The 22366-nt window shown below is 63.8% G+C and carries 22 protein-coding genes; 11 read left to right on the top strand and 11 right to left on the bottom strand.

The window, feature by feature from the left end:
• Position 1 precedes the first annotated feature (1 nt).
• Genes DBV08_RS02970 through DBV08_RS02960 form a run of 3 tightly spaced genes read right to left on the bottom strand, consistent with a single transcriptional unit; the run spans position 2 to position 1655 of the window.
• On the bottom strand, positions 2–355 hold the full coding sequence (locus DBV08_RS02970; RefSeq protein WP_387412440.1) for a hypothetical protein: 354 nt from the start codon (positions 353–355) through the stop codon (positions 2–4).
• On the bottom strand, positions 352–1344 hold the full coding sequence (locus tag DBV08_RS02965) for a C40 family peptidase (protein WP_124566461.1): 993 nt from the start codon (positions 1342–1344) through the stop codon (positions 352–354). Before DBV08_RS02965 ends, DBV08_RS02970 begins: the two co-directional genes overlap by 4 nt.
• Entirely contained in the window at positions 1341–1655 is a 315-nt protein-coding gene (locus DBV08_RS02960; protein WP_124566460.1) for a type VII secretion target, read from the bottom strand. Before DBV08_RS02960 ends, DBV08_RS02965 begins: the two co-directional genes overlap by 4 nt.
• A gap of 81 nt (positions 1656–1736) precedes the next feature.
• On the opposite strand from DBV08_RS02960, the gene upp reads away from it, so the two are divergent.
• A complete protein-coding gene (gene upp / locus DBV08_RS02955; protein ID WP_007727319.1) occupies positions 1737–2360 on the top strand; it encodes a uracil phosphoribosyltransferase in 624 nt (207 codons plus the stop codon).
• Here upp and DBV08_RS02950 read toward each other — a convergent pair.
• Both DBV08_RS02950 and DBV08_RS02945 read right to left on the bottom strand, forming a co-directional pair.
• Complete coding sequence (locus DBV08_RS02950; RefSeq protein WP_124566459.1) at positions 2357–3949, bottom strand: phospho-sugar mutase; 1593 nt, start codon at positions 3947–3949, stop codon at positions 2357–2359. The two genes, upp and DBV08_RS02950, sit on opposite strands and share 4 nt — an antisense overlap.
• Positions 3946–4743 (bottom strand): purine-nucleoside phosphorylase, encoded by a 798-nt coding sequence (locus DBV08_RS02945; RefSeq protein ID WP_124566458.1) that lies wholly within the window; start codon positions 4741–4743, stop codon positions 3946–3948. The genes DBV08_RS02950 and DBV08_RS02945 overlap by 4 nt, the downstream gene beginning before the upstream one ends.
• A 67-nt stretch (positions 4744–4810) precedes the next feature.
• Between DBV08_RS02945 and DBV08_RS02940 the strand changes: the two genes are divergently transcribed.
• The 4 genes from DBV08_RS02940 to DBV08_RS02925 are packed head-to-tail and all read left to right on the top strand — an operon-like array spanning position 4811 to position 8959.
• Complete coding sequence (locus DBV08_RS02940) at positions 4811–5509, top strand: enoyl-CoA hydratase-related protein (protein ID WP_095969025.1); 699 nt, start codon at positions 4811–4813, stop codon at positions 5507–5509.
• 12 nt (positions 5510–5521) lie between these two features.
• Complete coding sequence (locus DBV08_RS02935; protein ID WP_124566457.1) at positions 5522–6682, top strand: M20 family metallopeptidase; 1161 nt, start codon at positions 5522–5524, stop codon at positions 6680–6682.
• Positions 6679–7827: a M20 family metallopeptidase gene (locus DBV08_RS02930; protein ID WP_124566456.1), complete on the top strand. Its 1149-nt coding sequence runs from the start codon at positions 6679–6681 to the stop codon at positions 7825–7827. Before DBV08_RS02935 ends, DBV08_RS02930 begins: the two co-directional genes overlap by 4 nt.
• Before the next feature lie 55 nt (positions 7828–7882).
• Positions 7883–8959 carry a hypothetical protein gene (locus DBV08_RS02925; RefSeq protein ID WP_185564405.1) on the top strand — a complete coding sequence of 359 codons (1077 nt, stop codon included), beginning with the start codon at positions 7883–7885 and terminating at the stop codon, positions 8957–8959.
• Positions 8960–8972: 13 nt separating this feature from the next.
• On the opposite strand, the gene DBV08_RS02920 is transcribed toward DBV08_RS02925, so the two are convergent.
• A complete protein-coding gene (locus DBV08_RS02920) occupies positions 8973–9443 on the bottom strand; it encodes a gamma-glutamylcyclotransferase (protein ID WP_003940753.1) in 471 nt (156 codons plus the stop codon).
• 154 nt (positions 9444–9597) lie between these two features.
• Here DBV08_RS02920 and DBV08_RS02915 point away from each other — a divergent pair, with 154 nt between their 5' ends.
• Positions 9598–11001: an NAD(P)H-quinone dehydrogenase gene (locus DBV08_RS02915; RefSeq protein WP_003940987.1), complete on the top strand. Its 1404-nt coding sequence runs from the start codon at positions 9598–9600 to the stop codon at positions 10999–11001.
• Between the two features lie 182 nt (positions 11002–11183).
• Complete coding sequence (locus DBV08_RS02910) at positions 11184–12365, top strand: PLP-dependent aminotransferase family protein (RefSeq protein WP_124566455.1); 1182 nt, start codon at positions 11184–11186, stop codon at positions 12363–12365.
• Here the strand turns inward: DBV08_RS02910 and DBV08_RS02905 are convergent.
• Positions 12346–13131, bottom strand: a complete 786-nt coding sequence (locus tag DBV08_RS02905) for a CoA-transferase subunit beta (protein ID WP_124566454.1) — start codon at positions 13129–13131, stop codon at positions 12346–12348. The genes DBV08_RS02910 and DBV08_RS02905 overlap by 20 nt on opposite strands.
• The gene (locus DBV08_RS02900; RefSeq protein WP_124566453.1) at positions 13128–14042 is read right to left on the bottom strand and encodes a CoA transferase subunit A; all 915 of its coding nucleotides are present in this window, start codon (positions 14040–14042) and stop codon (positions 13128–13130) included. Before DBV08_RS02900 ends, DBV08_RS02905 begins: the two co-directional genes overlap by 4 nt.
• 84 nt (positions 14043–14126) lie before the next feature.
• Between DBV08_RS02900 and DBV08_RS02895 the strand changes: the two genes are divergently transcribed.
• The gene (locus DBV08_RS02895; RefSeq protein ID WP_124566452.1) at positions 14127–15023 is read left to right on the top strand and encodes a LysR substrate-binding domain-containing protein; all 897 of its coding nucleotides are present in this window, start codon (positions 14127–14129) and stop codon (positions 15021–15023) included.
• Here DBV08_RS02895 and DBV08_RS02890 read toward each other — a convergent pair.
• Together DBV08_RS02890 and glpK are read right to left on the bottom strand one after the other, a co-directional pair.
• The gene (locus tag DBV08_RS02890; RefSeq protein ID WP_124566451.1) at positions 15020–16435 is read right to left on the bottom strand and encodes an MFS transporter; all 1416 of its coding nucleotides are present in this window, start codon (positions 16433–16435) and stop codon (positions 15020–15022) included. The two genes, DBV08_RS02895 and DBV08_RS02890, sit on opposite strands and share 4 nt — an antisense overlap.
• Before the next feature lie 191 nt (positions 16436–16626).
• Complete coding sequence (gene glpK / locus DBV08_RS02885; protein WP_124566450.1) at positions 16627–18117, bottom strand: glycerol kinase GlpK; 1491 nt, start codon at positions 18115–18117, stop codon at positions 16627–16629.
• A gap of 108 nt (positions 18118–18225) precedes the next feature.
• Here glpK and DBV08_RS02880 point away from each other — a divergent pair, with 108 nt between their 5' ends.
• The 3 genes from DBV08_RS02880 to DBV08_RS02870 all read left to right on the top strand — a co-directional run bounded on the left by DBV08_RS02880 (position 18226) and on the right by DBV08_RS02870 (position 21378).
• Positions 18226–19968 (top strand): glycerol-3-phosphate dehydrogenase/oxidase, encoded by a 1743-nt coding sequence (locus DBV08_RS02880; RefSeq protein WP_003940825.1) that lies wholly within the window; start codon positions 18226–18228, stop codon positions 19966–19968.
• 175 nt (positions 19969–20143) lie between these two features.
• Positions 20144–20611, top strand: a complete 468-nt coding sequence (locus DBV08_RS02875; RefSeq protein WP_260395261.1) for a hypothetical protein — start codon at positions 20144–20146, stop codon at positions 20609–20611.
• Between the two features lie 50 nt (positions 20612–20661).
• Positions 20662–21378: a GAF and ANTAR domain-containing protein gene (locus DBV08_RS02870; protein ID WP_095969034.1), complete on the top strand. Its 717-nt coding sequence runs from the start codon at positions 20662–20664 to the stop codon at positions 21376–21378.
• On the opposite strand, the gene DBV08_RS02865 is transcribed toward DBV08_RS02870, so the two are convergent.
• Entirely contained in the window at positions 21347–22294 is a 948-nt protein-coding gene (locus DBV08_RS02865) for a LysR family transcriptional regulator (RefSeq protein ID WP_095969035.1), read from the bottom strand. The genes DBV08_RS02870 and DBV08_RS02865 overlap by 32 nt on opposite strands.
• Between the last annotated feature and the right edge of the window lie 72 nt (positions 22295–22366).

Below are 22366 nucleotides of genomic sequence, written 5' to 3'. Positions count from 1 at the left end.
TTCACAGCGAACGCATCCAGCTCGACGGAAGGCTCTGATCCTCGGCGGCGTCGACATCGGCCAGTTCGTCTCGGGTCGCGAGACCGAGTCGATCGAGAATCGCCGCCGGAACGCCGGTCGCCTCGAGCTCCACACGATGGAGGGCGCCGGCTTCGACGGCCGCTTTCGAGCACAGCGTGAGTATCTGTTGCGCCAACCGTTCCCCGCCGTACCGCAGTTCGTCCTGGCTGATCCGCAGGTCCACGGGAACGGCGTGCTCCGTGGCGCGGACTGCGATGGTTCCAGATCGGTTGACGGCGACGGCTGTGATGATCGGCGGTGATTCACGCATGTTCTCGGACATGTTTCCTGTCATTCCGTCGGACGGTAGAAGCCGTGAAAGCCCATGCCGCTGTTCGTGGTTCGGATGGCGCTGATCTCGACGGGATCGCCGGCCTCGACCATCTGGCCGTTGCCGATCACCATCGCGACGTGACCGTCCCAGACCGCGAGGTCGCCCGGCATCAGATTGTTCTGATCGATCTGGTTCCCGATTCCCTGTTCCTGTGCCAACCTCGGAATGTCGACCCCGGCCTGGCCGTACGCCCATTGCGTCAACCCGCTGCAGTCCAGGCCGACTCCGGGTGTCGTACCTCCCCAGGCGTAGGGGACACCCTGTTGAGTGAGTGCGTTGCGTACGGCGGCAGCGGCCTCGGCGTTCGGTGCGGTGGCTGTCGATCCGTCCGGAAGTTCAACCTCTACTCCGCCTGTGGCACCGGAAACACCTGTGGCACCGGAAACACCTGTGGCACCGGAACCACTCGCAGAACCGGATGCGCCAGGCGCGGGTTCGGGTATCGGGACGGGTGGGATCAGCGCGGACATCTTCTCGGTCGACCCGGACAGCTCACCGTGCACCCGCTCGATTACCGATACCGCGCGTCCGAGGTGCTCCAACGCGGCCGACAGCAACATCAATTGCCCTGTCGGCGTCATGAGCGTCGGTCCGGCCTTGATCGCGAGGGTCAGAAAGGACTGAAGAATCTCACCGAGTTCGGTCATTCCCACGGACACCGATGTTGTCGCTTCGTCCACGACCCCGGCGATGTCGCTCCCACGATCGGCGAGATTTCGCGTCGACGCCTGCGTCTGCTCGGTTGTGGTCACCGCCGCAGTGAGGGCAGTCGACGAACTCTGCGAGGACGCGAGTTCGCTCAGAGCAGCGCTTCCCAATCGGTATGCGATCTCGAGGACGTCCGAAGCGATTCGGATACCGGCGTCGGGTCCACCGGCGCTGGGGACACCGGTCCCGACGGTGTCGACCAAATCGATGATCGGTCGTGCGAGAGCGTCGACGTCGATCATGAGCGTCCAGCCTCAGCGAGAGTCGTTCGTACCGATTCCTCGGAGTCGAGATAGGTGGCGTGGGCGTCGCGGGTGGCCGACTGGACACTGGAAATCACAGCGGACAGTCGATCGATGTCGTCGATGTGCGCTTGTTGTGCCCGGCCCGCGACACCGATGAAGTCGCTGCCGATCAGCCCCAGGACAGCGGCCAGAGCCAGATGATCGCCGCCCGCCGCGTCCTGTCGCGCTTGGGCGACGTTCTCGGCCACAGTGCCCAACCGCGCAGCGAACTCCGCGATGCTTTCGGTGTCCAGATCCAGATTTGTCAACTTGTCTTCCCCCCGTTGCGCTTACTTCTTCTTGGACGCCGCGCGGGGTGCTCCGGTTCCCGAGGAACTATTCTGATGGTCATGCAAACGCACGTAGTCGACCATCCGCTCGCGGCGGCCCTCTTGACCACAATGCGTGACGCACGCAGTGAGAACGCGACTTTTCGTTCCGCACTTCGCAGGCTCACGCACATGCTGGTCTACGAGGCCATGCGTGACGCGGAGGTCGAGGAGTTCCCGGTCGACACCCCGGTAGCTGCGACGACGGGCATCCGGCTCGCGAAGCCGCCGTTGCTCGTCCCCGTGCTGCGGGCCGGTCTGGGGATGGTCGAACAGGCGAGTGCGCTGATTCCGTCGGCCGGCGTCGGCTTCGTCGGAATGGCACGAGACGAAGAGACGCATCAGCCGGTTCCGTACCTCGAATCCTTGCCGGCGGATCTGTCCGGTATCCCCGTGTTCGTGCTCGATCCGATGCTCGCCACCGGAGGTTCGATGGTGCACACCATCGACTTGCTGGTTGCGCGTGGCGCGACCGATGTCACGGCAGTGTGCGTTGTGGCCGCTCCGGCCGGCGTCGACGCGTTGGCAGCGTCCGGCCACCCGGTCCGTCTGGTCATCGCGAGCATCGACGACGGACTCGACGAGAACGCTTTCATCGTCCCCGGTCTCGGTGACGCCGGCGATCGGCAGTTCGGACCCCGCTAGAGCGAAAGGGCGAAGGTTCGGAGTTCGGCCAGCCGGGCCTTCGCCGCCTCGTGGGCGGTCGCGAGGTCGCCGCGGTTCGCGACCGGGACGACAACTTCGAGATAACACTTGAGCTTGGGCTCGGTTCCGGACGGTCGAACGACCACGCGGATCGACGGTCCGTCGAACATCACTGCGTCGGTGCGCATACCGCCGCGAACTTCGGCCAAGTCCTCGATCGTGACCGGCTCGCCCGCGAGTCGGCCAGGCGGATCGGCGCGCAGTCGTTTCATCATGTCCGCGATGTCGCTCGAATCCTCGACGCGGCGGGACACTTGGTCCCCGCGATGCAGTCCGAATTCGACGGCATAGTCGTCCAGCACGTCCAACAGGGTTCGGTTGCTGTCCGTGAGGGTGGCAGCCAAGTCGGCCACCAGTACGGCAGCCGAGATTCCGTCCTTGTCTCGCACCACATCCGGATCGACGCAGTGCCCGATCGCTTCCTCGTAGGCGTAAACCAGTCCGTCGCCGGCGCGCGTGAGCCACTTGAACCCGGTGAGTGTCTGCGCAAACCTCGCTCCGCGAGCTTTCGCCAACTTCGAGAGCAGAGTCGAGGAGACGATCGTCGTCGCCACCAACGAATCTTCGGGCGCCGTGCTGAGCACGTGGTCGGCCAGGAGCACCCCGGTCTCGTCGCCGCGCAACATGCGCCACTGATCACCGTCGCGAACTCCGACGGCGCAGCGGTCGGCATCCGGGTCGAGTGCGATCGCCAGATCAGCGTCGACTCTTCGGGCCAGTGCGAGCAGGCGGTCGGCCGCGCCGGGCTCTTCGGGGTTGGGGAAGTCGACGGTCGGGAACGTGGGGTCGGGATCGAACTGCTCCGCCACGACGTGCAGGTCCTCGAATCCTGCTGCTCGCAGAGCTGATATCGCGGTTTCGCCGCCGACGCCGTGCATCGCCGTGAGCGCAATTCGGGCCGAGCGGGAGCTACCGTGGGGAAGGGTCGCGACGCGGGCGATGTATGCCTCGACCAGCGATTCGTCAGCTGGAATCACCGAGACTCGAGGGACGTAGGCAGCACCACCGACGCGGGCGATCTCGCTCTCGATTTCACGATCGGCGGGGGAGACGAGTTGCGCCCCACCCGACAGGTACACCTTGTAGCCGTTGTCGGCGGCAGGATTGTGGGAGGCGGTGATCTGGATACCTGCCGCTGCCCCGAGCCTGCGCACCGCGAACGCCACAAGGGGCGTCGGCAGTGGGCGGGGGAGCAGGGTCACCTCGAACCCGGCCGCCGCCATGACCTCGGCGGCAGCGAGAGCGAATTCCTCGGAACCGCGCCGGGCGTCGCGGCCGACGACGATGCGGGACCCACCCTGGCAGCGAGCTGTCAGCCAGGCCGCCAGACCGGCCGTGGTCCGGATGACGACCGCAAGGTTCATGCCGTTGGGGCCGCCGCGCACTGGCCCGCGGAGCCCAGCAGTCCCGAACGCCAGTGGTGCGGAAAATCGTTCGGCCAGTTCATGTTCCGAGAGTGCTGTTAGTTCTGCGCGAGTGGAGGGGTCCGGATCGGCGTCGATCCACTCGGTGACGTTCTGTGGTGTCACAGCTGGTCGACCAGTTGGCGCAGCAGCACTCCCATCCGGGCCGCCGATGCTTTGCCTGCCGCCAGCACTTCCTGGTGATCGAGCGGGGCGCCCGTGATTCCGGCGGCCAGATTGGTGACCATCGAGATGCCGAGCACCCGGGCGCCGAGCGCGCGGGCCGCGATGGTCTCGTGAACCGTCGACATGCCGACCAGATCGGCGCCGAGCGTACGAAGCATTCGAATCTCGGCCGGAGTCTCGTAGTGCGGTCCGGGAAGCCCGGCGTAAACGCCCTCGGTAAGGCCCGGGTCGATCGAGCGAGCCAGCGCGCGCAGCTCCGGCGAGTAGGCGTCGACCAGGTCGACGAACTCCGCGCCGACGAGGGGGGAGCGGGCCGTCAGATTCAGGTGGTCACTGATCAGCACCGGTTGCCCCACTGCGTAGTCCTCGCGGATACCGCCGGCCGCATTGGTGAGGATGACCGTGTCGGCGCCGGCAGCAATGGCTGTCCGGACCGGGTGGACAACAGTGCCGAGATCGTGGCCCTCGTACGCATGCGCGCGCCCGAGCAGCAGCAGGACTTCTGTGTTTGCGACGCGCACCGAACGAATGGTGCCCGCATGGCCGAGGGCGGACGGTGGGGCGAAGCCAGGCAGATCCGCCATCGAGACTTCAGCTGTCACGTCCGCACCGGCGTCACCGAAGACGTCTGCGGCATCGGTCCACCCCGACCCGAGCACGATGGCGACTGACGGTGAGGAAGAGCCAGTCATGGCGGACAGAGCGGCGGCGGCGGCCTCGGCGATCGTTCCCATGTGAGCAACCCTACTGAGGAGTCGGGTCGGTTCGCCGGGTGAGTTGGCGGGCGTTACTCTCCCATCCATGCCTTATCTCGAACGCGACGGCGACGTATTCATCCTGTACCTCGGCAACGAGGGCGAAACGGACAACGAGAACCGCTTCGGTCCCGAGTGGATCGACGCTGTTCACAGCAAGTTGGACGAGGTCGAAGCGCACGAGGGGCCGGCGGCCCTGGTAACGACGGCGACGGGCAAGTTCTACACGAACGGCCTGGACACGACGTGGATCTTCGGCAATCTCGACGGCCTGCCCGGTTACCTCGACAAAGTCCACACCATCTACAGCCGTTTGCTGACCTTCCCGATGGCCACGGTCGCGGCCGTGCAGGGGCACGCATTCGGCGCCGGTGCGATGCTCGCGTCCTCGCACGACTTCCAGATCATGCGCGCGGACCGCGGCTTCTACTGCCTCCCCGAGGTCGGACTGAACATGCCGTTCACAGTCGGGATGTCCGCGCTGTTGAACAGTCGTCTGCCCAAGCAGACGGCAGTCGACGCCATGACGACAGGGCGTCGCTTCGGCGGTGCCGACGCGCTTGCTGCCGGCATCGTGCAGGAAACGGTCGACGGCGAGGGAGTACTCGCCGCAGCAGTGGCCAAGGCGTCCGCACTGACGTCGACTCACGGCAAGAACTTGGCGGGAATCAAGGCAGGCATCCACCGCGATGCTCTTGCGGACCTCGCTCAGGTGACTGACAAGAGCAACTTCTCCTTCGGGTGAGACAATGATCGCGTGAACCAGAATGTCGACAGCGCAGTCAGGTCCGTAGAGGCCGATCTGATTGCGCTGTCGCATTCGATTCACAGCGACCCGGAACTCGCCTTCGAGGAGTTTCGCAGCGCTGCCAAAGTGTCGGACCTGCTGGCGCAGCACGGTTTCGCGGTCACCGACGGGATCGTCGACCTGCCGACGGCCTTCGATGCCACCTACGGCAGCGGAGAACTGGTCATCGCGATCTGCGCCGAGTACGACGCGCTGCCCGAGATCGGTCATGCCTGTGGGCACAACATCATTGCCGCCGCCGCGGTCGGGGCCGGCATCGCGTTGGCTACCGTCGCCGATGAACTGGGGATCACCGTCCGAGTGATCGGTACTCCGGCGGAGGAAACCGGTGGCGGCAAGGTCCTGATGCTCGAGCGTGGTGCATTCGACGGCGTCGGCGCGGCCATGATGGTTCACCCCGGACCGATCGACATCATCGGTGCCACCTCGCTGGCCTTGGCGGACATCGCCGTGAGCTATCACGGTCGCGAGGCGCACGCGTCTGCTGCGCCGGAATTCGGTCGCAATGCCGCCGATGCGGCGACGCTCGCGCAGGTGGCGGTCGGTCTGTTGCGTCAGCACCTGCAGCCAGGTCAGCAGATTCACGGAATCGTCAGTGACGGCGGCACGGCTCCCAACATCGTTCCGGCTCGGTCCGAATTGCTCTACTACCTGCGTGCCGAAACGGCCGCGTCGTTGGCCAATCTGTCCGAGCGTGCCGACGCCTGCTTCGCATCTGGAGCGCTCGGCACCGGGTGCACCCACGAAATCCGCACGGTATCGCCTACTTACACCGAGTTGACCCCCGACCCGTGGCTGGCTGCGGCGTACCGTGAACAGATCGTCGATCTCGGACGGGTGCCACTGGCAGCGGAATGGGAGCGCTCCCGTCCACTGGGTAGTACGGATATGGGTAATGTGACCAATGTGATTCCGGGAATTCACCCGGTCATAGGCTTGGATTCATCGGGGGCAGTGACACATCAGCCGGAGTTCGCGGCTGCGTGTATCACCTCCTCCGCAGATCGAGCGGTAGTCGACGGTGCAATTGCGTTGGCCCGCACTGCTGTCCGGGTAGCGTCCGATCCAGAACAACGCGCCCGTCTGTTGGAAGGGGTAGATCGCCGGTGAACGCGGCAATCGATACGTGGATTCACGCGCACACCGACGACCTCGTCGCGTGGCGTCGACACATCCATGCCAACCCGGAGTTGGCTCGCCGCGAGTACGCGACCACCGAATTCGTCGCCACCCGCCTCACTGCCGCTGGGCTGTCACCGAAGATCCTTCCCGGTGGCACCGGTCTCACGTGCGACATCGGACCGGATGGTCCACGAATCGCACTTCGCGCCGACATGGACGCTCTGCCTATGCAGGAGGCGACCGGAGCGACGTACTCGTCCACGGTCCCCGGTGTGTCCCATGCCTGCGGCCACGACGCCCACACCACCATCCTGCTCGGCGCCGGATTGGCTCTGGCCACGTTGCCCGAACTTCCCGTCGGGGTTCGGCTGATCTTTCAGCCCGCCGAGGAAGTCATGCCCGGCGGCGCACTCGACGTCATCGCCGCGGGTGCGCTCGACGGCGTGTCCAGAATCTTTGCTCTGCACTGCGATCCGCGACTGGAGGCAGGCCAGGTAGGCATGCGTCTGGGCGCGATCACCTCGGCTGCCGACACGATCGAGGTCGTCCTCGATTCTCCGGGTGGGCACACGTCGAGGCCGCACCTGACCACGGATCTCATCTACGCACTCGGCACAGTCGTGACCGGGCTGCCGGGAATGCTCAGCCGCCGTATCGATCCGCGCACCGGCACCGTCATGGTGTGGGGCGCGGTCAGTGCAGGTCAGGCACCCAACGCTATTCCGCAGACCGGCATGATGACGGGCACGGTCCGTACGGGCGATCACGACACGTGGGAGTTGCTCGAACCGCTCGTGGAAGAAATCGTCCACGGACTGCTCGCACCCACCGGAGTTCGCTACCAACTCAACTATCGTCGCGGAGTGCCACCGGTCGTCAACGACGAGGTGTCCACTCGGATGTTCGAGGACGCCATCGCGACCGTCGGACAGGATGCTTTGGCCGACACCCCGCAATCCGGTGGTGGCGAAGACTTTTCGTGGTACCTCGAGACTGTGCCGGGTGCCATGGCGCGGCTCGGTGTGTGGTCTGGTGAAGGCGATCAGCTCGACATCCACCAACCCACTTTCGATCTCGACGAGCGTGCACTCGGCGTCGGTGTGAAGGTTCTGACGAGCCTGGTTCTGGGATAGTTCCGGTTCCCGTCGGGGGTACCGTTTTTCGTGTCGTTCGAGTGAAGGTACGGGCATGTCCATAGGTGTGGGAGTGCGAATCGGCACATTGGTGTCGACGGCTGTCGTTGCGTCGAACGATCCGGGTTCGGCTGATCCGGTGGTATTGGTCAGGGACACGATCCTCAATCAACGCAAGGACGGAACGACGGTGCTCGGCGGCACCGAGCAACTGGGCGCCGGCCGTGAGTTCGCCGAGAGCTGGTCAGGCTTTGTCGGCCGCGTCGGGGACCCGAGCGGCGTCGCTGGAACGGCCGATACTCGTTACCGCGCCGAGGATTTGGTGGCGACCTCGATTCGCTGTCTGTTGCAGGAATGCGAACCGCTGCCCGATCGTGGTGGGCGGAGCGGGGGAGCCCCCGACATCGTCGCCACGTACCCGTCGCGCTGGGACTCGTCCACTGCTGCCCTCATGAAGGACTCCCTGGTCTACGCGGGCCTCGAGCGGGTCACACTCGTCTCGGATGCCGAGGCTGTGTCGGCGTGGTTCGAGTCGGAAATCGCAGCGCTCGCCGGCACGCTCATCGGCATTTATCACGTAGACGACACCGGGGCAGCAGTTACGCTGGTGCGTTCTGGTGTCGCGGCCGGCCGCGCGTTCGGCTTTGCGGGCGACGGGAGTTCGCCGAGTTCACGCCTCGCGACGGCACTGGGTGCATTCGGTTGGATGCCGGAGAACCTGGACGCCGTCGTCGTCACCGGTGACGGGGAGCCGGCGACAGACAAAGCAGCCATGATGTCCATAGCTGCCGGTATCGCCGAAAAGCTCGGTGTCCGATGTGAACTCGGTCCAGGACCCGAGCAGTCCGCCGCGCTGGGGGCCGCGATCCTCGCTGCCGGATTCACCTCGACGTCGCACACGATCGTGCCGATCGGATTGCCGCCTTCACACGACGTCACCGAGGTGTTCGACACCCTGGGACGCGAGAAGGTGGCGGCTGAAACCGTAGCCGGGGTGGCAACAGTGGAGCCGGAAACTGCAGTTGTCTCAGGCGAATCGGAGTCGCGCGGTTCGAAGCGTATTCTCGTCGGCCTGACGATTGCGGTCGTACTCGCAGCACTGGCAGTACTCGCGTATTTCCTGCTGCTGTGAGCAGGCGTGCACTCTAGTCGGTCACTCCGTTACCCGGACCGACGTTGCGGCTGTTGCGCGTCCGCAACTCTCGTACATACTCGGCCGGCGCTCCGGCGATTTCGGCGGCGTCGGCCATCACGCCGATGTAGCGGGCCGACGGCAGTCCACCTTCGTACGCGTCCATGACGTAGAGCCACGCAAGTACCGCGTCGCCCGCCGTGTCGACCCGCACTCGGATCTTGCGGTGCAGTCCCAGTTCGGCACCTTCCCAGCGGTCCAGACTCACTTCGTCCTCTTCCGGGACGTCGTAGAGGACCACGAAAACACTGGAGTCGGGGTCTTCGACCACGGTGGCGAGAGCCCCCTCCCAGCCGAGGTCCTCGCCGCTGAAGGTCAGGCGCCAGCCTCGCAGCCACCCTGTCCCGGACATGGGCGAGTGTGGGCAGCGCAACAACATCTGCTCGGGATGCATGTTGGAACCGTAGGCGGCATAAATCGACACGGGCGCAAGCCTAAACCGTGGTCCGAGGGTGTGGCGAAGCGGACCACCGGACGCAAGTAATCTGGTACAAGCACTGCGCGACACGTGGTGCTCGAATAGCGTGACACTGGTCGACGGGAGACCCCTGCCGGCCACGCGAGGACTTGGAGGACACATGACCCGGATCGTGATCATCGGTGGCGGACCCGCCGGCTACGAGGCGGCACTGGTAGCCGCGCAGCACGGGGCCACGGTCACCCTGGTCGATTCGGACGGCGTCGGCGGTGCGTGTGTGCTGTTCGACTGTGTTCCGTCGAAGACATTCATCGCGTCCACCGGAATCCGCACCGACATGCGTCGTGCATCCGACCTCGGCATCACTCTGGACCCGGAGCAGGCTTCGGTGTCACTGCCGAAGATCCACTCCCGTGTCAAGAGTCTCGCGCTGTCCCAGTCCTCGGACATTCGCGCACGGTTGCAGACGGTGGGCGTCGAGGTTCTCTCCGGCACCGCCGAACTGACCGATCCGCTCCTCGGCATGGCAGCACACCAGGTTCGCGCGACACTCGGAAGCGGCGAGCAGAAGACCATCGACGCAGACGTCGTGTTGATCGCCACCGGCGCCAGCCCCCGCATCATCCCGGGAGCCGAGCCCGACGGTGAGCGAATCATGACGTGGCGTCAGCTCTACGACTTGGACGAGCTGCCCGAGCACCTGGTTGTGGTCGGTTCCGGTGTCACCGGTGCCGAGTTCGTCTCCGCGTACACCGAGATGGGCGTCAAGGTCACGCTCGTGTCCAGCCGTGACCGTGTTCTGCCCGGCGAGGATGCCGATGCGGCGCTCGTGCTCGAGGACGCCCTCGCCGAGCGCGGTGTCACTCTCGTCAAGCACGCCCGTGCAGACGCCGTCGAGCGCACCGAGAAGGGCATCGTCGTCAAGCTCTCCGACGGCCGCACGGTCGAAGGAAGCCACGCCTTGATGACCGTCGGTTCCGTCCCCAACACCAACGGTCTCGGCCTGGAGCGGGTCGGCATCGAGTTGGACAAGGGTGGGTACCTGCGTGTCGACAGGGTTTCGCGCACCACGGTTTCCGGTATCTACGCCGCCGGTGACTGCACCGGACTGCTCCCGCTCGCGTCGGTGGCTGCGATGCAGGGACGCATCGCGATGTACCACGCACTCGGTGAAGGCGTCAGCCCGATCAAGTTGAAGACCGTCGCGTCGGCCGTCTTCACGCGCCCGGAAATTGCAACGGTGGGTGTTTCGCAGGCAGCGATCGACAACGGAGAGGTGCCCGCTCGCACCGTCATGTTGCCGCTCAACACCAACCCGCGCGCCAAGATGTCCGGTCTGCGCCGCGGTTTCGTGAAGATCTTCTGCCGCCCAGCTACCGGCGTGGTCATCGGCGGTGTCGTGGTCGCACCCACCGCTTCGGAACTGATCTTGCCGATCGCGATCGCCGTACAGAACAACCTGACGGTCAACGACCTGGCTCAGACGTTCTCGGTGTACCCGTCGCTGACCGGATCGATCACCGAGGCTGCTCGTCAGCTCATGCGGCACGACGACCTGGACTGAGAACAGACCAGAGTCTTCTTACAATGTGAGACCTTCGTTTCACATACTGAAGCATTGGTGAGATAGTCGAGATGCCGACCGAATCAAGGGTCGGTATCTCGGCGCTCTCCCGCCCCGTTGACCCAGGACGGCTCAGGGTGTTTTTCCTCTGACCCATCATTCTGCGTGCCTGGGAGCTTCACATGACACACGCCGCGCTGTCCGCTCGTATGGACGGACTCCGTAGTTCTGCAATTCGCGATCTGCTCACCCTGACTGCCCGGCCCGACGTCATCAGCTTGGCCGGCGGACTGCCCGACGCCGATTTCATTCCGCGGGAACGAATCTCGAAGGCAGCCCACGACGCACTCGGTGACCCGTCGTCCGTTCAATACGGCGAGACGTCCGGCCTGCGGCGCCTCCGTGAGGTGATCGCCGAGCGCGAATCCTCCAAGATCGGGCGGGCACTCGACGTGTCCGAAGTTGTGATCACCCACGGTTCTCAGCAAGGTTTGAGCTTGCTCGCGCAGGTCCTCCTCGACGCCGGTGACGTCGTGGTCGTGGAGGAGCCGGCATATACCGGTGCGCTGCAAGTTTTTCGAACGGCGCAGGCTCGTCTCGTTCCGGTCCAGCTGGACGAGGACGGGATGGACACCGCCGCACTCGAAGCGAAACTCGACGCCGGTCTTCGACCCAAAGTTGTTCACACCGTCAGTAATTTCCACAATCCGCGGGGCGCGGTGCTCTCGGCGCAGCGCCGAACGCACCTGGCTGCCCTGGCCGACCGATATGGATTTTGGGTTCTCGAGGACGACCCGTACGGCGAACTGTACTTCGGCGAGCAACCGCCCGCGCCGCTGGCGGCGCTGTCGGACAGGGTGATTCGGCTGTCCAGTGCCTCCAAGGTGTTGGCGCCGGCGCTGCGAGTCGGCTGGCTGCACGGTGACCGGAAGGTCTGCGAAGCGGTCGAACTGATCAAGCAAGGCGCTGACCTGTGCGGTTCTTCCCTCACTCAGCAGATCACCGCAGATCTCTTCTCGGACCTCGAGTGGTTCGAAACGCACCTCGACATGCTCCGCGAGGGATACGGCGCCAGAGCCAAGGCCTTGGTTGCCGCTGCCGAGGCAGAATTGGGTGGCCTGGCACGCTTTTCCGAGGTCCGCGGCGGCATGTTCTGCTGGATGGATTTCCTCGGCGACGTCGACACCACCGAACTCCTGGGGGTCGCGCTGGAGCACGGCGTGGCATTTGTCCCGGGCACGGCCTTCGCGGTCGAGGCGGACCTCCGTCGAAGCGCTCGATTGTGTTTCGCGACGTATCCCGAGGCCGTGCTGATCGATGCTGTCGGCAGGCTCCGGGACAGTGTCACCTCAGGTACAGCCTGACCTTGTCGATAGTGTTGCGGAGCAGATCGATTTCCGCGCCGGACGGCGGGGTGGTGACAGTGACGTGGTCGGCGACGGCCAGATCCCATCCCGTCGACTCTCGCACCTGATCGACCGAGACGCCTTCGTGGACACTGGTCAGCTCCAACTCGCCGCCGGGGCCCTGGTGTGTCAGGACACCGAGGTTGGTGAACACCTTGGTCACTCCTGCACCTGCCGGCATGATGCCCTTTCCGCTGGCGAAGGCGCGAGCGGGGCTTGGTGAGGTGCAGAAGTCGAGCTCGGCGGGGAAGGAACTGAGGTCGTGGCGGCGCATCACTACGAAGATCTCGGCGGCGTTCGCGATGATCTCGACTGCCCCTCCCGCTCCGGGAAGTCTGACCGTCGGGTTCTTCCAGTCACCGATGAAGCTTGTGTTCAGACTTCCCGTTCGATCGATTTGAGCGGCCCCGAGAAATCCGACGTCGACGTTGCCGCCTTGTAGGACATAACCGAAGAGCGCGGCCATACTGAGCACGGATTCGGCACCGGAGACCACGACGGAGTCGGCGATACCTTCGGCCATGGCCGAAGGATGCGCGCCGCACACTCCGGATTCGTAGATCAGTTCGACGTCCGGATTCGACGTGTGCCGCGCGAGATCGACTGCGAGCGTGGGGAGTCCGACTCCGGCGAAAACCCGGCGCTTACCCGCCAACTCGCGTGCCGCGACGGCGACGATCGTTTCGGTCGAGGTGGTGTTACTGCTGACAATCGTAGTGGTCATAGTCTGCTCCCGTAGTCGACAGGTGTGGAGAGTTTTGATCCGACCTCGAGATCCGACCAGTAGTCTGCTCCGAGCTTGGCGAGATATTCATCGTGATCGCCAAGTGCGTACACCCATTCGTCGAGCCAATTTCTCAGCAGCGAAGGATCTTTGGAAATCTCGGTCCAGCGTCGGTAGAAGCCGCAGTCGCGGTCGTAGTATCCCTGTGCGTACGACGGGTGCGCGCCGCGCGGGCAGACCACAACTGCGTCGACTGCGTGCGAGGGAATCAGAGTTCGGCTCGGGTCTGACCTGATGACCTCGTCGTCGACCAGTTCTTCGACAACGACGATCGCCTTCTTCGCGGCGTACACGGCTTCCTGCTGCACCCCGGCGATGCCCCAGATCTGCGCGTTCCCGGACGAGTCCGCTCGCTGTGCGCCGATGATCGTCACATCCGGATTCAGGGGCGGCACAACGTAGACGCTCCCGCCGCCGTACGGATCCTCGACGAGTCGCAGTTGTGGGTTGAGCGCGGGTAGATCGCTACCGGCGTACGACCGCAGCGGGAAGAAGGGGAGCCTGGCGGCTCCCGCCTGATACCGGCACACCATGCCGTAGTGGCTGTATTCCTCGACTGCGAGGGGGAGCGGGTCCTGGTTCTCGATGCGTCTGCGTAACTCGTACAGGGAACCTGCGGAGCCGCTGGCGAAGAACGAGGCAACCAGCTTTCGGACGCAGCCGGCGGCGACGAGTTGATCGGAAACGATGTCCGGCGTCATCCGGCAGAGCGTGAGGTCCTTCCTGCCTTGCCGGATGATCTCGTGCGCCGCCGCAAAAGGAATGAGATGCGAAAATCCCTCCAGCGCAACGGTCATCCCGTCTTCGACGTATCGGCCGATGGCCTCTGTCATCGAGAGGGTCTTGTCCACGGGTGTACCTCTTCTTGTTCTCTCGCGCACTCGGTCGGTTTCGGAAACTTGACATGTTCGGCCGGTGTGGCGCAACAATGTCGGGTGGAAATTCATCAGATCAACGCATTTCTCGCGGTGGCTGAGGAGCTACATTTCGGCCGTGCGGCACAGCGGCTTCGGATTGCGCAACCGCCGCTGAGTCGAACGATCCGGCAATTCGAGAAACAGCTCGGTTCGCCGTTGTTCGATCGAAGTACTCGAACTGTGCGGCTCACTGCTGCCGGTGAAGCGCTGCTGCTTCCGGCGCGCGAGATTCTGGACGCGTGCCGGATGGCCGAGATCGCGGTGTCGGCGGCAGGCAAGGGAACGACAGGTCGCGTTCGCCTGGGCTTTGCGGGAACCTCTTCGCACCTGCTCGTCGGGCGGTGGGCGAAATTGGTGAGAAAGACCAATCCAGGTATCGAATTCGTGCTCGACAGTTCCGCTTTCGCGAACGAAGCGTTGTTGATGTTGCTCGATCGACGACTCGACATCGGGATGGTCCGGTGGACTGTCCCACCGCTCGGGATCACGTCGAGATTGATCGCCGAGGAGGACTTTCTGGTGGCCATGTCGAAAGACCATCCGTTGGCGTCGAGGGAATCGGTTCGGTTGATCGAATTGGAGTCCGAGAATTGGGTGACGCTGCCGGCGGAACCAGGTTCGATTCTCCGAGAGTCACTGCTCACTGCGTCGAAGAACGCCGGGTTTCTGGCTCGGATCGTCCAGACGGCACCCGATTCGATGTCGTTGATCGCGTTGGTGTCCGCAGAAATCGGATGCTCGTTGACGATTTCCTTGGTGGCCCGGAGCATCGTGAACCCGGATGTGGTCTTTGTTCCCGTCATGGATCCACCTCCTCCTCTTCAACTGCGTATCGCCTGGCGAGAGGGAGACGACAGACCTGCTCTTCTCGAAGTGCTGAAATTGTCCGAGCAGGCGCTGCCGTCCCTGGCCTAGACGGTTGCCCGACCGGTAGCGATTTCACCCGCTTCGGATTGCGGTGAGTTCGACGTAGCGGCACGAGTGTTCTCGAGTTCGAGCTCGTCGTGATCCGCCTGCTCGGCCGTCGACAGTTCGCCCGCGTTGTACCCGGTGCGGCGGAGCAGCAGAAGGGTGCAGATCAGCGAGACAAGGGCGTACAGCCCGGACACGATCGCGACCCCGACGATGTTGCCGGACGTGTTGAGCATCCACTGCGCCAGTACCGGAGTTCCGCCGCCGACGACGAGGGAACACAATTGGTACGCCGTCGACAGTCCGGTGTAACGGATGTTGGCGGGGAAGGCGCGGGCGAGAACGCCGGCGATGGCGCCGTAGAACATCGAATGCGGGATCGTGGCCAGGCACATTGCGACGACCGCGATGGTGAAGTTCCCGGTTCGGATCGCGAAGAACATCGCGGGCATGAGTACGAACTCCGGTATCACCATCAGACACATGGCTTTTCGCATGTCGATCTTGGAGACCAGGACGGCACCGAAAGGTTGGACGATGAACTGCACGACAAGCGCGATCGCAATGGCGGCCAGGAAGGTACCTCGATCGTATCCCAGTTCTTTTGTAGCCCAGGACAATGCGAAGGTGTTCTTGAAGTAGGTGACCTGAGCGAGGGGGAGTGCGCCGGCGCCGAGAAGAACCAGTACCCAATGCTTGCGCAATACTTCGGCGAGTGGAAGCTTGACGACTTTCTTGCGGGCGAGAACGGCCTTCATCTCTTCGGACTCTTCGAGTTTGAGGCGGATGATCATCCCGAGAATGACCAGGACCGCCGAGATGATGAACGGGATGCGCCATCCGTACAGGAGGAACGACGGCGTCGGCATCGCGGACAGAAAGAAGAATGCGATGGTGGCCAACAGATTCCCGGCGGGTGAGCCTTGTTGAGCGAACGCGGAGTAGAGGATGCTCTTCCCCTTGGGCGCGTTCTCGCTGGCGATGAGCACTGCTCCGCCCCACTCGCCGCCGACCGCGACTCCTTGGATGACGCGAAGGGTGACCAGGCCGATCGGCGCCCAGATCCCGACCTGTGTGTAGGTGGGGAGGAGTCCGATGCCGACGGTGGCGACGCCCATCATCATCAAGGTGATGACGAGAGTGTTCTTGCGTCCGATCCGGTCGCCGAGGTGACCGAAGATGATCCCCCCGATGGGCCGGGCGAGGAAGCCTGCCCAGAGGGTGATGAAGGCGAGGAGCGTTCCGACTCCGCTCGGGAGCGTGTCGGAGAAGAAGATGTCGCCGAATACCAGGGCAGCCGCGGTGCCGTAGATGTAGAAGTCGTACCACTCGATAGTGGTTCCGATGAACGAAGCGATACCGGCTCTTCGGGCCTTGGCGTTGATCTCCTCGGAACTGCGAGTGGGTGAACTCATGCGTGGCGACCTTTCTCTGCATCATTCGTGGCGCCGAAACGTGGCGCGCCTGAATGAGATTCGCAGAGTGGTGTAGGTCACGTCCAATACCAAGTTGGTCGCCTATTGATACCTCTGAAGTATCAATAGGCGACCAGGATCAGCTTTTCCGGTATGGAAGACGTCTGAGCTAGCCCGAGTGATCTGGGTGGTTACTCGGACCAGTTGTACGTTCTCTCGACGGCCTTGTTCCACTCCGCGTACAGCCGTGCCCGTTCGGACTCGTCCATCGCCGGTTCCCAGGTCTGGCCGACGGCCCAGTTGTTGCGGATGTCGTCGGTGTCCGCCCAGTAACCGATGGCGAGGCCCGCTGCGTAGGCAGCGCCGAGCGCTGTCGTTTCGTTGACCACAGGACGGATGACGGGAACTCCGAGGATGTCCGACTGGAACTGCATCAGGGTTTCGTTGACCACCATGCCGCCGTCGACCTTCAGTGCGGACAGTTCGACGCCCGAATCCGCTCGCATGGCGTCGATGACCTCACGGGTTTGGTACGCCGTCGCCTCGAGCGCAGCGCGGGCAATGTGGCCCTTGTTGACGAAGCGTGTCAGGCCGACGATGACACCCCGAGCGTCCGGTCGCCACCGAGGTGCGAAAAGTCCGGAGAACGCGGGCACGAAATAGGCGCCGCCGTTGTCGTCCACACTCGCGGCGAGCGGCTCGATGTCCTTGGCGTTCTGAATGATTCCGAGGTTGTCTCGAAGCCATTGGACCAAGGAACCCGTCACCGCGACGGAGCCTTCGAGTGCGTAGACGGCAGGCGCCTCGCCGAGCTTGTAGCAGACGGTGGTCAGCAGTCCGTGTTTGCTGTGCACCGGCTTGGTTCCCGTGTTGAGAAGCATGAAATTGCCGGTGCCGTAGGTGTTCTTGGCTTCACCCTCGGAGAGGCAGGCCTGACCGAAGGTGGCTGCCTGCTGGTCACCGAGAATTCCGGCGACCGGCACACCGGCGAGATTGCCACGTGGGCGCCCGGTGCCGTAGACCTCGGACGAACTACGGATTTCCGGGAGCATCGACATCGGGATTCCGAAGTCCGCGCAGATCGATTCGTCCCACTGGAGGGTCTCGAGATCCATCAGCATCGTGCGTGACGCATTGGTGACATCTGTCACGTGGACGCCGTCGGTCAGGTTCCACACGATCCACGTGTCGACGGTGCCGAAGCACAATTCGCCGGCCTCCGCTTGTGCTCTCGCACCGTCGACGTTGTCGAGAATCCAGCGGATCTTCGGCCCGGCGAAGTAGGTCGAGAGTGGTAGTCCGGTCTTGTCTCGGTACTTGTCCGGACCCTCGTCGCCGCCCAGTTCGACACACAGCTGATCCGTGCGCGTGTCCTGCCACACGATCGCGTTGTAGATCGGCTTGCCCGTCGAACGCTCCCAAACGACGGTCGTCTCACGCTGATTCGTGATTCCGACAGCAGCGATGTCGGCCCGCGTGAGATCGACCTTCGCGAGAGCGCCGGCCACCACCTCCCGGGTGTTGATCCACAGCGCCACCGGATCGTGCTCGACCCAACCGGCGCGCGGGAAAATCTGCTCGTGTTCTTTCTGCGCAACGCTCACCACGGCGCCGTCGTGATCGAAGATCATGCAGCGGCTCGACGTCGTGCCTTGGTCGATGGCGGCGATGTATTGATTCACTGTGCTCCTAGGTTCGGGCGCGTTCGCGGTAATCCGTGCGCTGTCGCAGTATGTGGATCAAGCTACTAGCCTGTAAACGGATTCGTCGTCGACTTACAGGAGACCGGGTTGAGTAAGCAGCAAGGTGCGCAGTTTCTCGGCCCGCAGCAGCGCGAAGCTGCTTGGGAACAACTTCAGACCGAGCAATTCGACGTCGTCGTGGTGGGCGGCGGTGTCGTCGGTGTCGGGGCGGCCCTCGATGCGGCGACCCGCGGACTCAAGGTTGCGTTGGTCGAGGCCCGTGACTACGCATCCGGCACGTCCAGTCGCTCGTCGAAGATGTTCCACGGCGGTCTCCGCTATCTCGAGCAACTCGAATTCGGCCTCGTTCGTGAGGCGTTGCGAGAGCGTGAACTCTCGCTGACCACGCTCGCTCCGCACCTGGTCAAGCCGCTGAAGTTCCTGTTCCCGCTGGCTCACCGAGTGTGGGAACGGCCGTACATGGCCGCGGGTATCTTCCTCTACGACCGGATGGGCGGCGCCAAGTCGGTTCCCTCGCAGAAGCACTTGACGCGCGCGGGCGCACTACGCATGTCGCCGAGCCTCAAGCGCAGTTCGCTGACCGGTGGCATCCAGTACTACGACACCGTCGTCGACGACGCTCGGCACACCATGACCGTCGCACGGACCGCCGCACACTACGGCGCTGTCGTGCGAACGTCGACACAGGTCGTGGGATTTCTGCGTGAAGCGGACCGGGTCTCGGGAGTTCGTGTTCGCGACTGTGAAGACGGACGCACGGCCGAGGTCAAGGGCCACGTCGTCATCAATGCGACCGGTGTCTGGACGGACGAGATCCAGGCGCTCTCGCGTCAGCGCGGACGGTTCCGGGTGCGAGCGTCGAAGGGCGTGCACATCGTCGTCCCGCGCGATCGCATCGTCAGTGAAGCCGCCATCATCCTGCGTACCGAGAAGTCGGTGCTGTTCGTCATTCCGTGGGGCAGTCACTGGATCATCGGCACCACTGATACCGACTGGAACCTGGATCTCGCACATCCGGCGGCAACCAAAGCAGATATCGACTACATCCTCGGCCACGTGAACTCCGTCCTGGTCACGCCGTTGACGCACGCCGACATCGACGGTGTGTACGCCGGCCTGCGTCCGCTGCTTGCCGGTGAAAGCGACGAGACGTCGAAACTCTCGCGCGAGCACGCCGTCGCACGGGTCGCTCCCGGTCTGGTCGCCATCGCCGGCGGAAAGTACACGACGTATCGGGTCATGGCGGAAGACGCCGTCGACGTGGCTGCAGAAGACATTCCCGCGCGCGTGGCGTCGTCGATCACGGAGAAGGTGCCGCTCGTCGGTGCCGACGGCTACTTCGCGTTGATCAACCAGACCGTGCAACTGGGTGAGCAGTACGGCTTGCATCCGTATCGAGTCAAGCACCTGCTCGACCGTTACGGTTCGTTGATCACCGAGGTCCTCGAACTCGGCCGCCAGACGCCGGAGTTGTTGCAGCCCATCACGGATGCGCCCGATTATCTCCAGGTAGAAGCTGTGTACGCGGCTGCGGCCGAGGGCGCCCTGCACCTCGACGACATCCTGGCTCGCCGCATGCGCATCGCGATCGAGTATCCGCATCGTGGGGTCAACTGCGCGCAACAGGTCGCCGGATTGGTCGCACCGATTCTCGGTTGGGATGCCGCCACCGTCGAGCGTGAAGTCGACACCTACCGAGCACGTGTCGAAGCGGAGATCGAGTCACAGACCCAGCCGGACGACGAGTCGGCCGATGCCTTGCGCGCCGCAGCGCCGGAGTCGCGGGCCGAGATCCTCGAGCCCGTCGTCGTGGTGCCGGATCGGGTCTGAGTCGCCCGTCGTTTGCTCTCGCGCTGTCGTGGGTAGGCCGGATGACGAATCACCACCCGTGTCAGCACAGACCGGTCGAGCGTCGCCCAGGAGGATCCCAATGTTCGGTAGTCGGTCGAGGTCTGCTGAGGAACACATAGCCACCGCTTATCTGGTCACTCACCTGTGCGGAGCGATGGTAGGGCTGCAACTTTCGCGGTCACTCTCGGACTCGTACGGTGCCTGGGCTGAAGGCGAGCTGGACTCGTTGCCGCGTGAGCTCGAGTACGAGATCGAACAGCTGCTTCAGCTGATCGAGGACACGCAGGGCATATCGCTGCCGCGGTACTCCAAGATCGATGCGACGGTCAATCGGATCCGACGCCTCGTTCACGTCGACGCCATCTGGCGTAATCGCCTGGTCAAGCTGGCGACTCTCGAGATCATGCGGACCGCGCTGTGCGGCAAGAGCGCGATGTGGGAGGTTCTGAGAGACATCCCGGCCGGGGAGACGGAGGAGCAGTACCGCGAGCTCAACGACCTGGTGTCCAAGCAGATCAGGACCGTGACGGGACTGCATCACCGCGCAGCCACCGAGGCATTTCAGGGGGCAGACGGGCGGCAATCGGCGAGCGGCGGCGACCCCATCCGCTCGAGTAAGTAAGGTTTGTACCGTTCCATGAAGAATTCGATGAACGGTAGACCCCGAGGTGTATGGAGATGGCTGAGCGCGACCAAGCACTGACAGATCCCAAGGCAGTGTTCGCGGCGTTGGCGGAGATTCTCTACTCCGCGGCAGACAGCGCCGAGGTGTACTCCGCGATCTGTTCGGCGGCCGTCGAGTTGATTCCCGGTTGCGACCACGCAAGTCTGATGCTGCGACGGGGAAACACGAACGTCACGGTAGCTGCCAGCGACGAGATTGCCGAGTACGCAGACGATCTCGAGCGGGCCACGGGTGAGGGGCCGTGCATCGACGCTCTCGACACGGAGGCGCCGCAGCTCGAGTCGGACCTTCGGACTCCGAATCAGTGGCCGGAATTCGCCCGGAAGGTAGTGGCGGAGACACCCATTCGCGGCTCGATGGGGTTCCGACTGATGGTCGATCGTCAGAAGTTCGGTGCCCTCAACCTCTTCTCGGATACTCCGGGTGCTTTCACCGAGACCGTTGCCGACCACGCGATCATGTTGGCGTCGTTTGCATCCGTGGCCGTCACCGCGCTGAACCGAGGAGAGGATGCCGACTCGCTGCGGCGCGGCCTGGCGAGCAGTCGCGAAATCGGTCAGGCCGTCGGTCTACTGATGGCATTGCATCGTGTGTCCGACGACGAGGCCTTCGACATTCTCGTGCGAACCTCGCAGAACATGAACGTCAAGATCGCCGAGTTGGCGCGTAAGGTCATCGTCCAACATCGTTCGACTCTGGACTGAGCGCTTCGTTCGTCCCGGGTGAGCCGAGGAGTTGAGATCGCTTGCGATCCACCGTCTCTCGAAGTGCCGTCACCACCGCTGCGACTTCCGGGCGTCGCAAGGATTCCGAACGGGCCACCAGCCAGTACGAAAGTCTGACTTCGATGTGAGCCGGCAGTACGCGAATCAGATCGTCGTGCTGCTCGGCCATGAAACAGGGGAGCAGGCCGATGCCGGCACCCGCGCGCGTTGCCTCGATGTGGACGAACACGTTGGTGGACGTGACGGCCTCGCGCATGGAAACCGTGAGCTTGCGAGCCAGATCGAGTTCGTCGACCTGCAGCATCGAGTCGATGAAATACACGAGCGAGTGTTCGGCCAGATCTTCGGCACTTTCGGGAACGGCGTTCTGACGTAGATATTCGCGGGAGGCGTACAAACCCAGCGCGTAGTCGGCCAGATGAACGGCTTCGGCGCGGTGAACTTGAGGCTTGCCGACAACAACCTCGATGTCGAGCCCCGAGCGTATCTGCGACGCCTTTCTGGTCGCGACAACTATCTCCACGCTCACGCGAGGATGGCGTCTGCGAACTGCCGCGCCGGCAGGGGCCGCGATGTACGCGCTGAATCCGTCGGTTGCCGAGACCCGCACCACGCCGTCGAGTTGCTGCTGACCGGTGGAGTCGAGCGCGAGTTCGTTCACCGCAGCCTCGATGCGCTCGGCCGCGTTGAGTGCTTGTCTGCCCAGGTCGGTCAACTCCCAGCCGCCGGACGAGCGAACCAGGACACGACCGCCGAGACTCTTCTCGAGTGAGGCGATGCGGCGCGAGATGGTGGTGTGATTGAGACCCAGGTCGTCCGCGGCGGTGTTGAAGCGGCCGGTGCGGCCGACTGCGAGAAGGACGAGTAGGTCGTCGGGGCTCAGTCCGAAAGTCATATCTGCATTTTTGCACCTATATGGTGCGAGATTTGCCATTGTCGCGCCGTCAATCTGCACTGATACTCATCG

The sequence above is a fragment of the Rhodococcus sp. KBW08 genome (genome assembly GCF_003852455.1).
Classification (GTDB): domain Bacteria; phylum Actinomycetota; class Actinomycetes; order Mycobacteriales; family Mycobacteriaceae; genus Rhodococcus_F; species Rhodococcus_F baikonurensis.
This window is presented reverse-complemented; position numbering and strand designations above follow the sequence as displayed.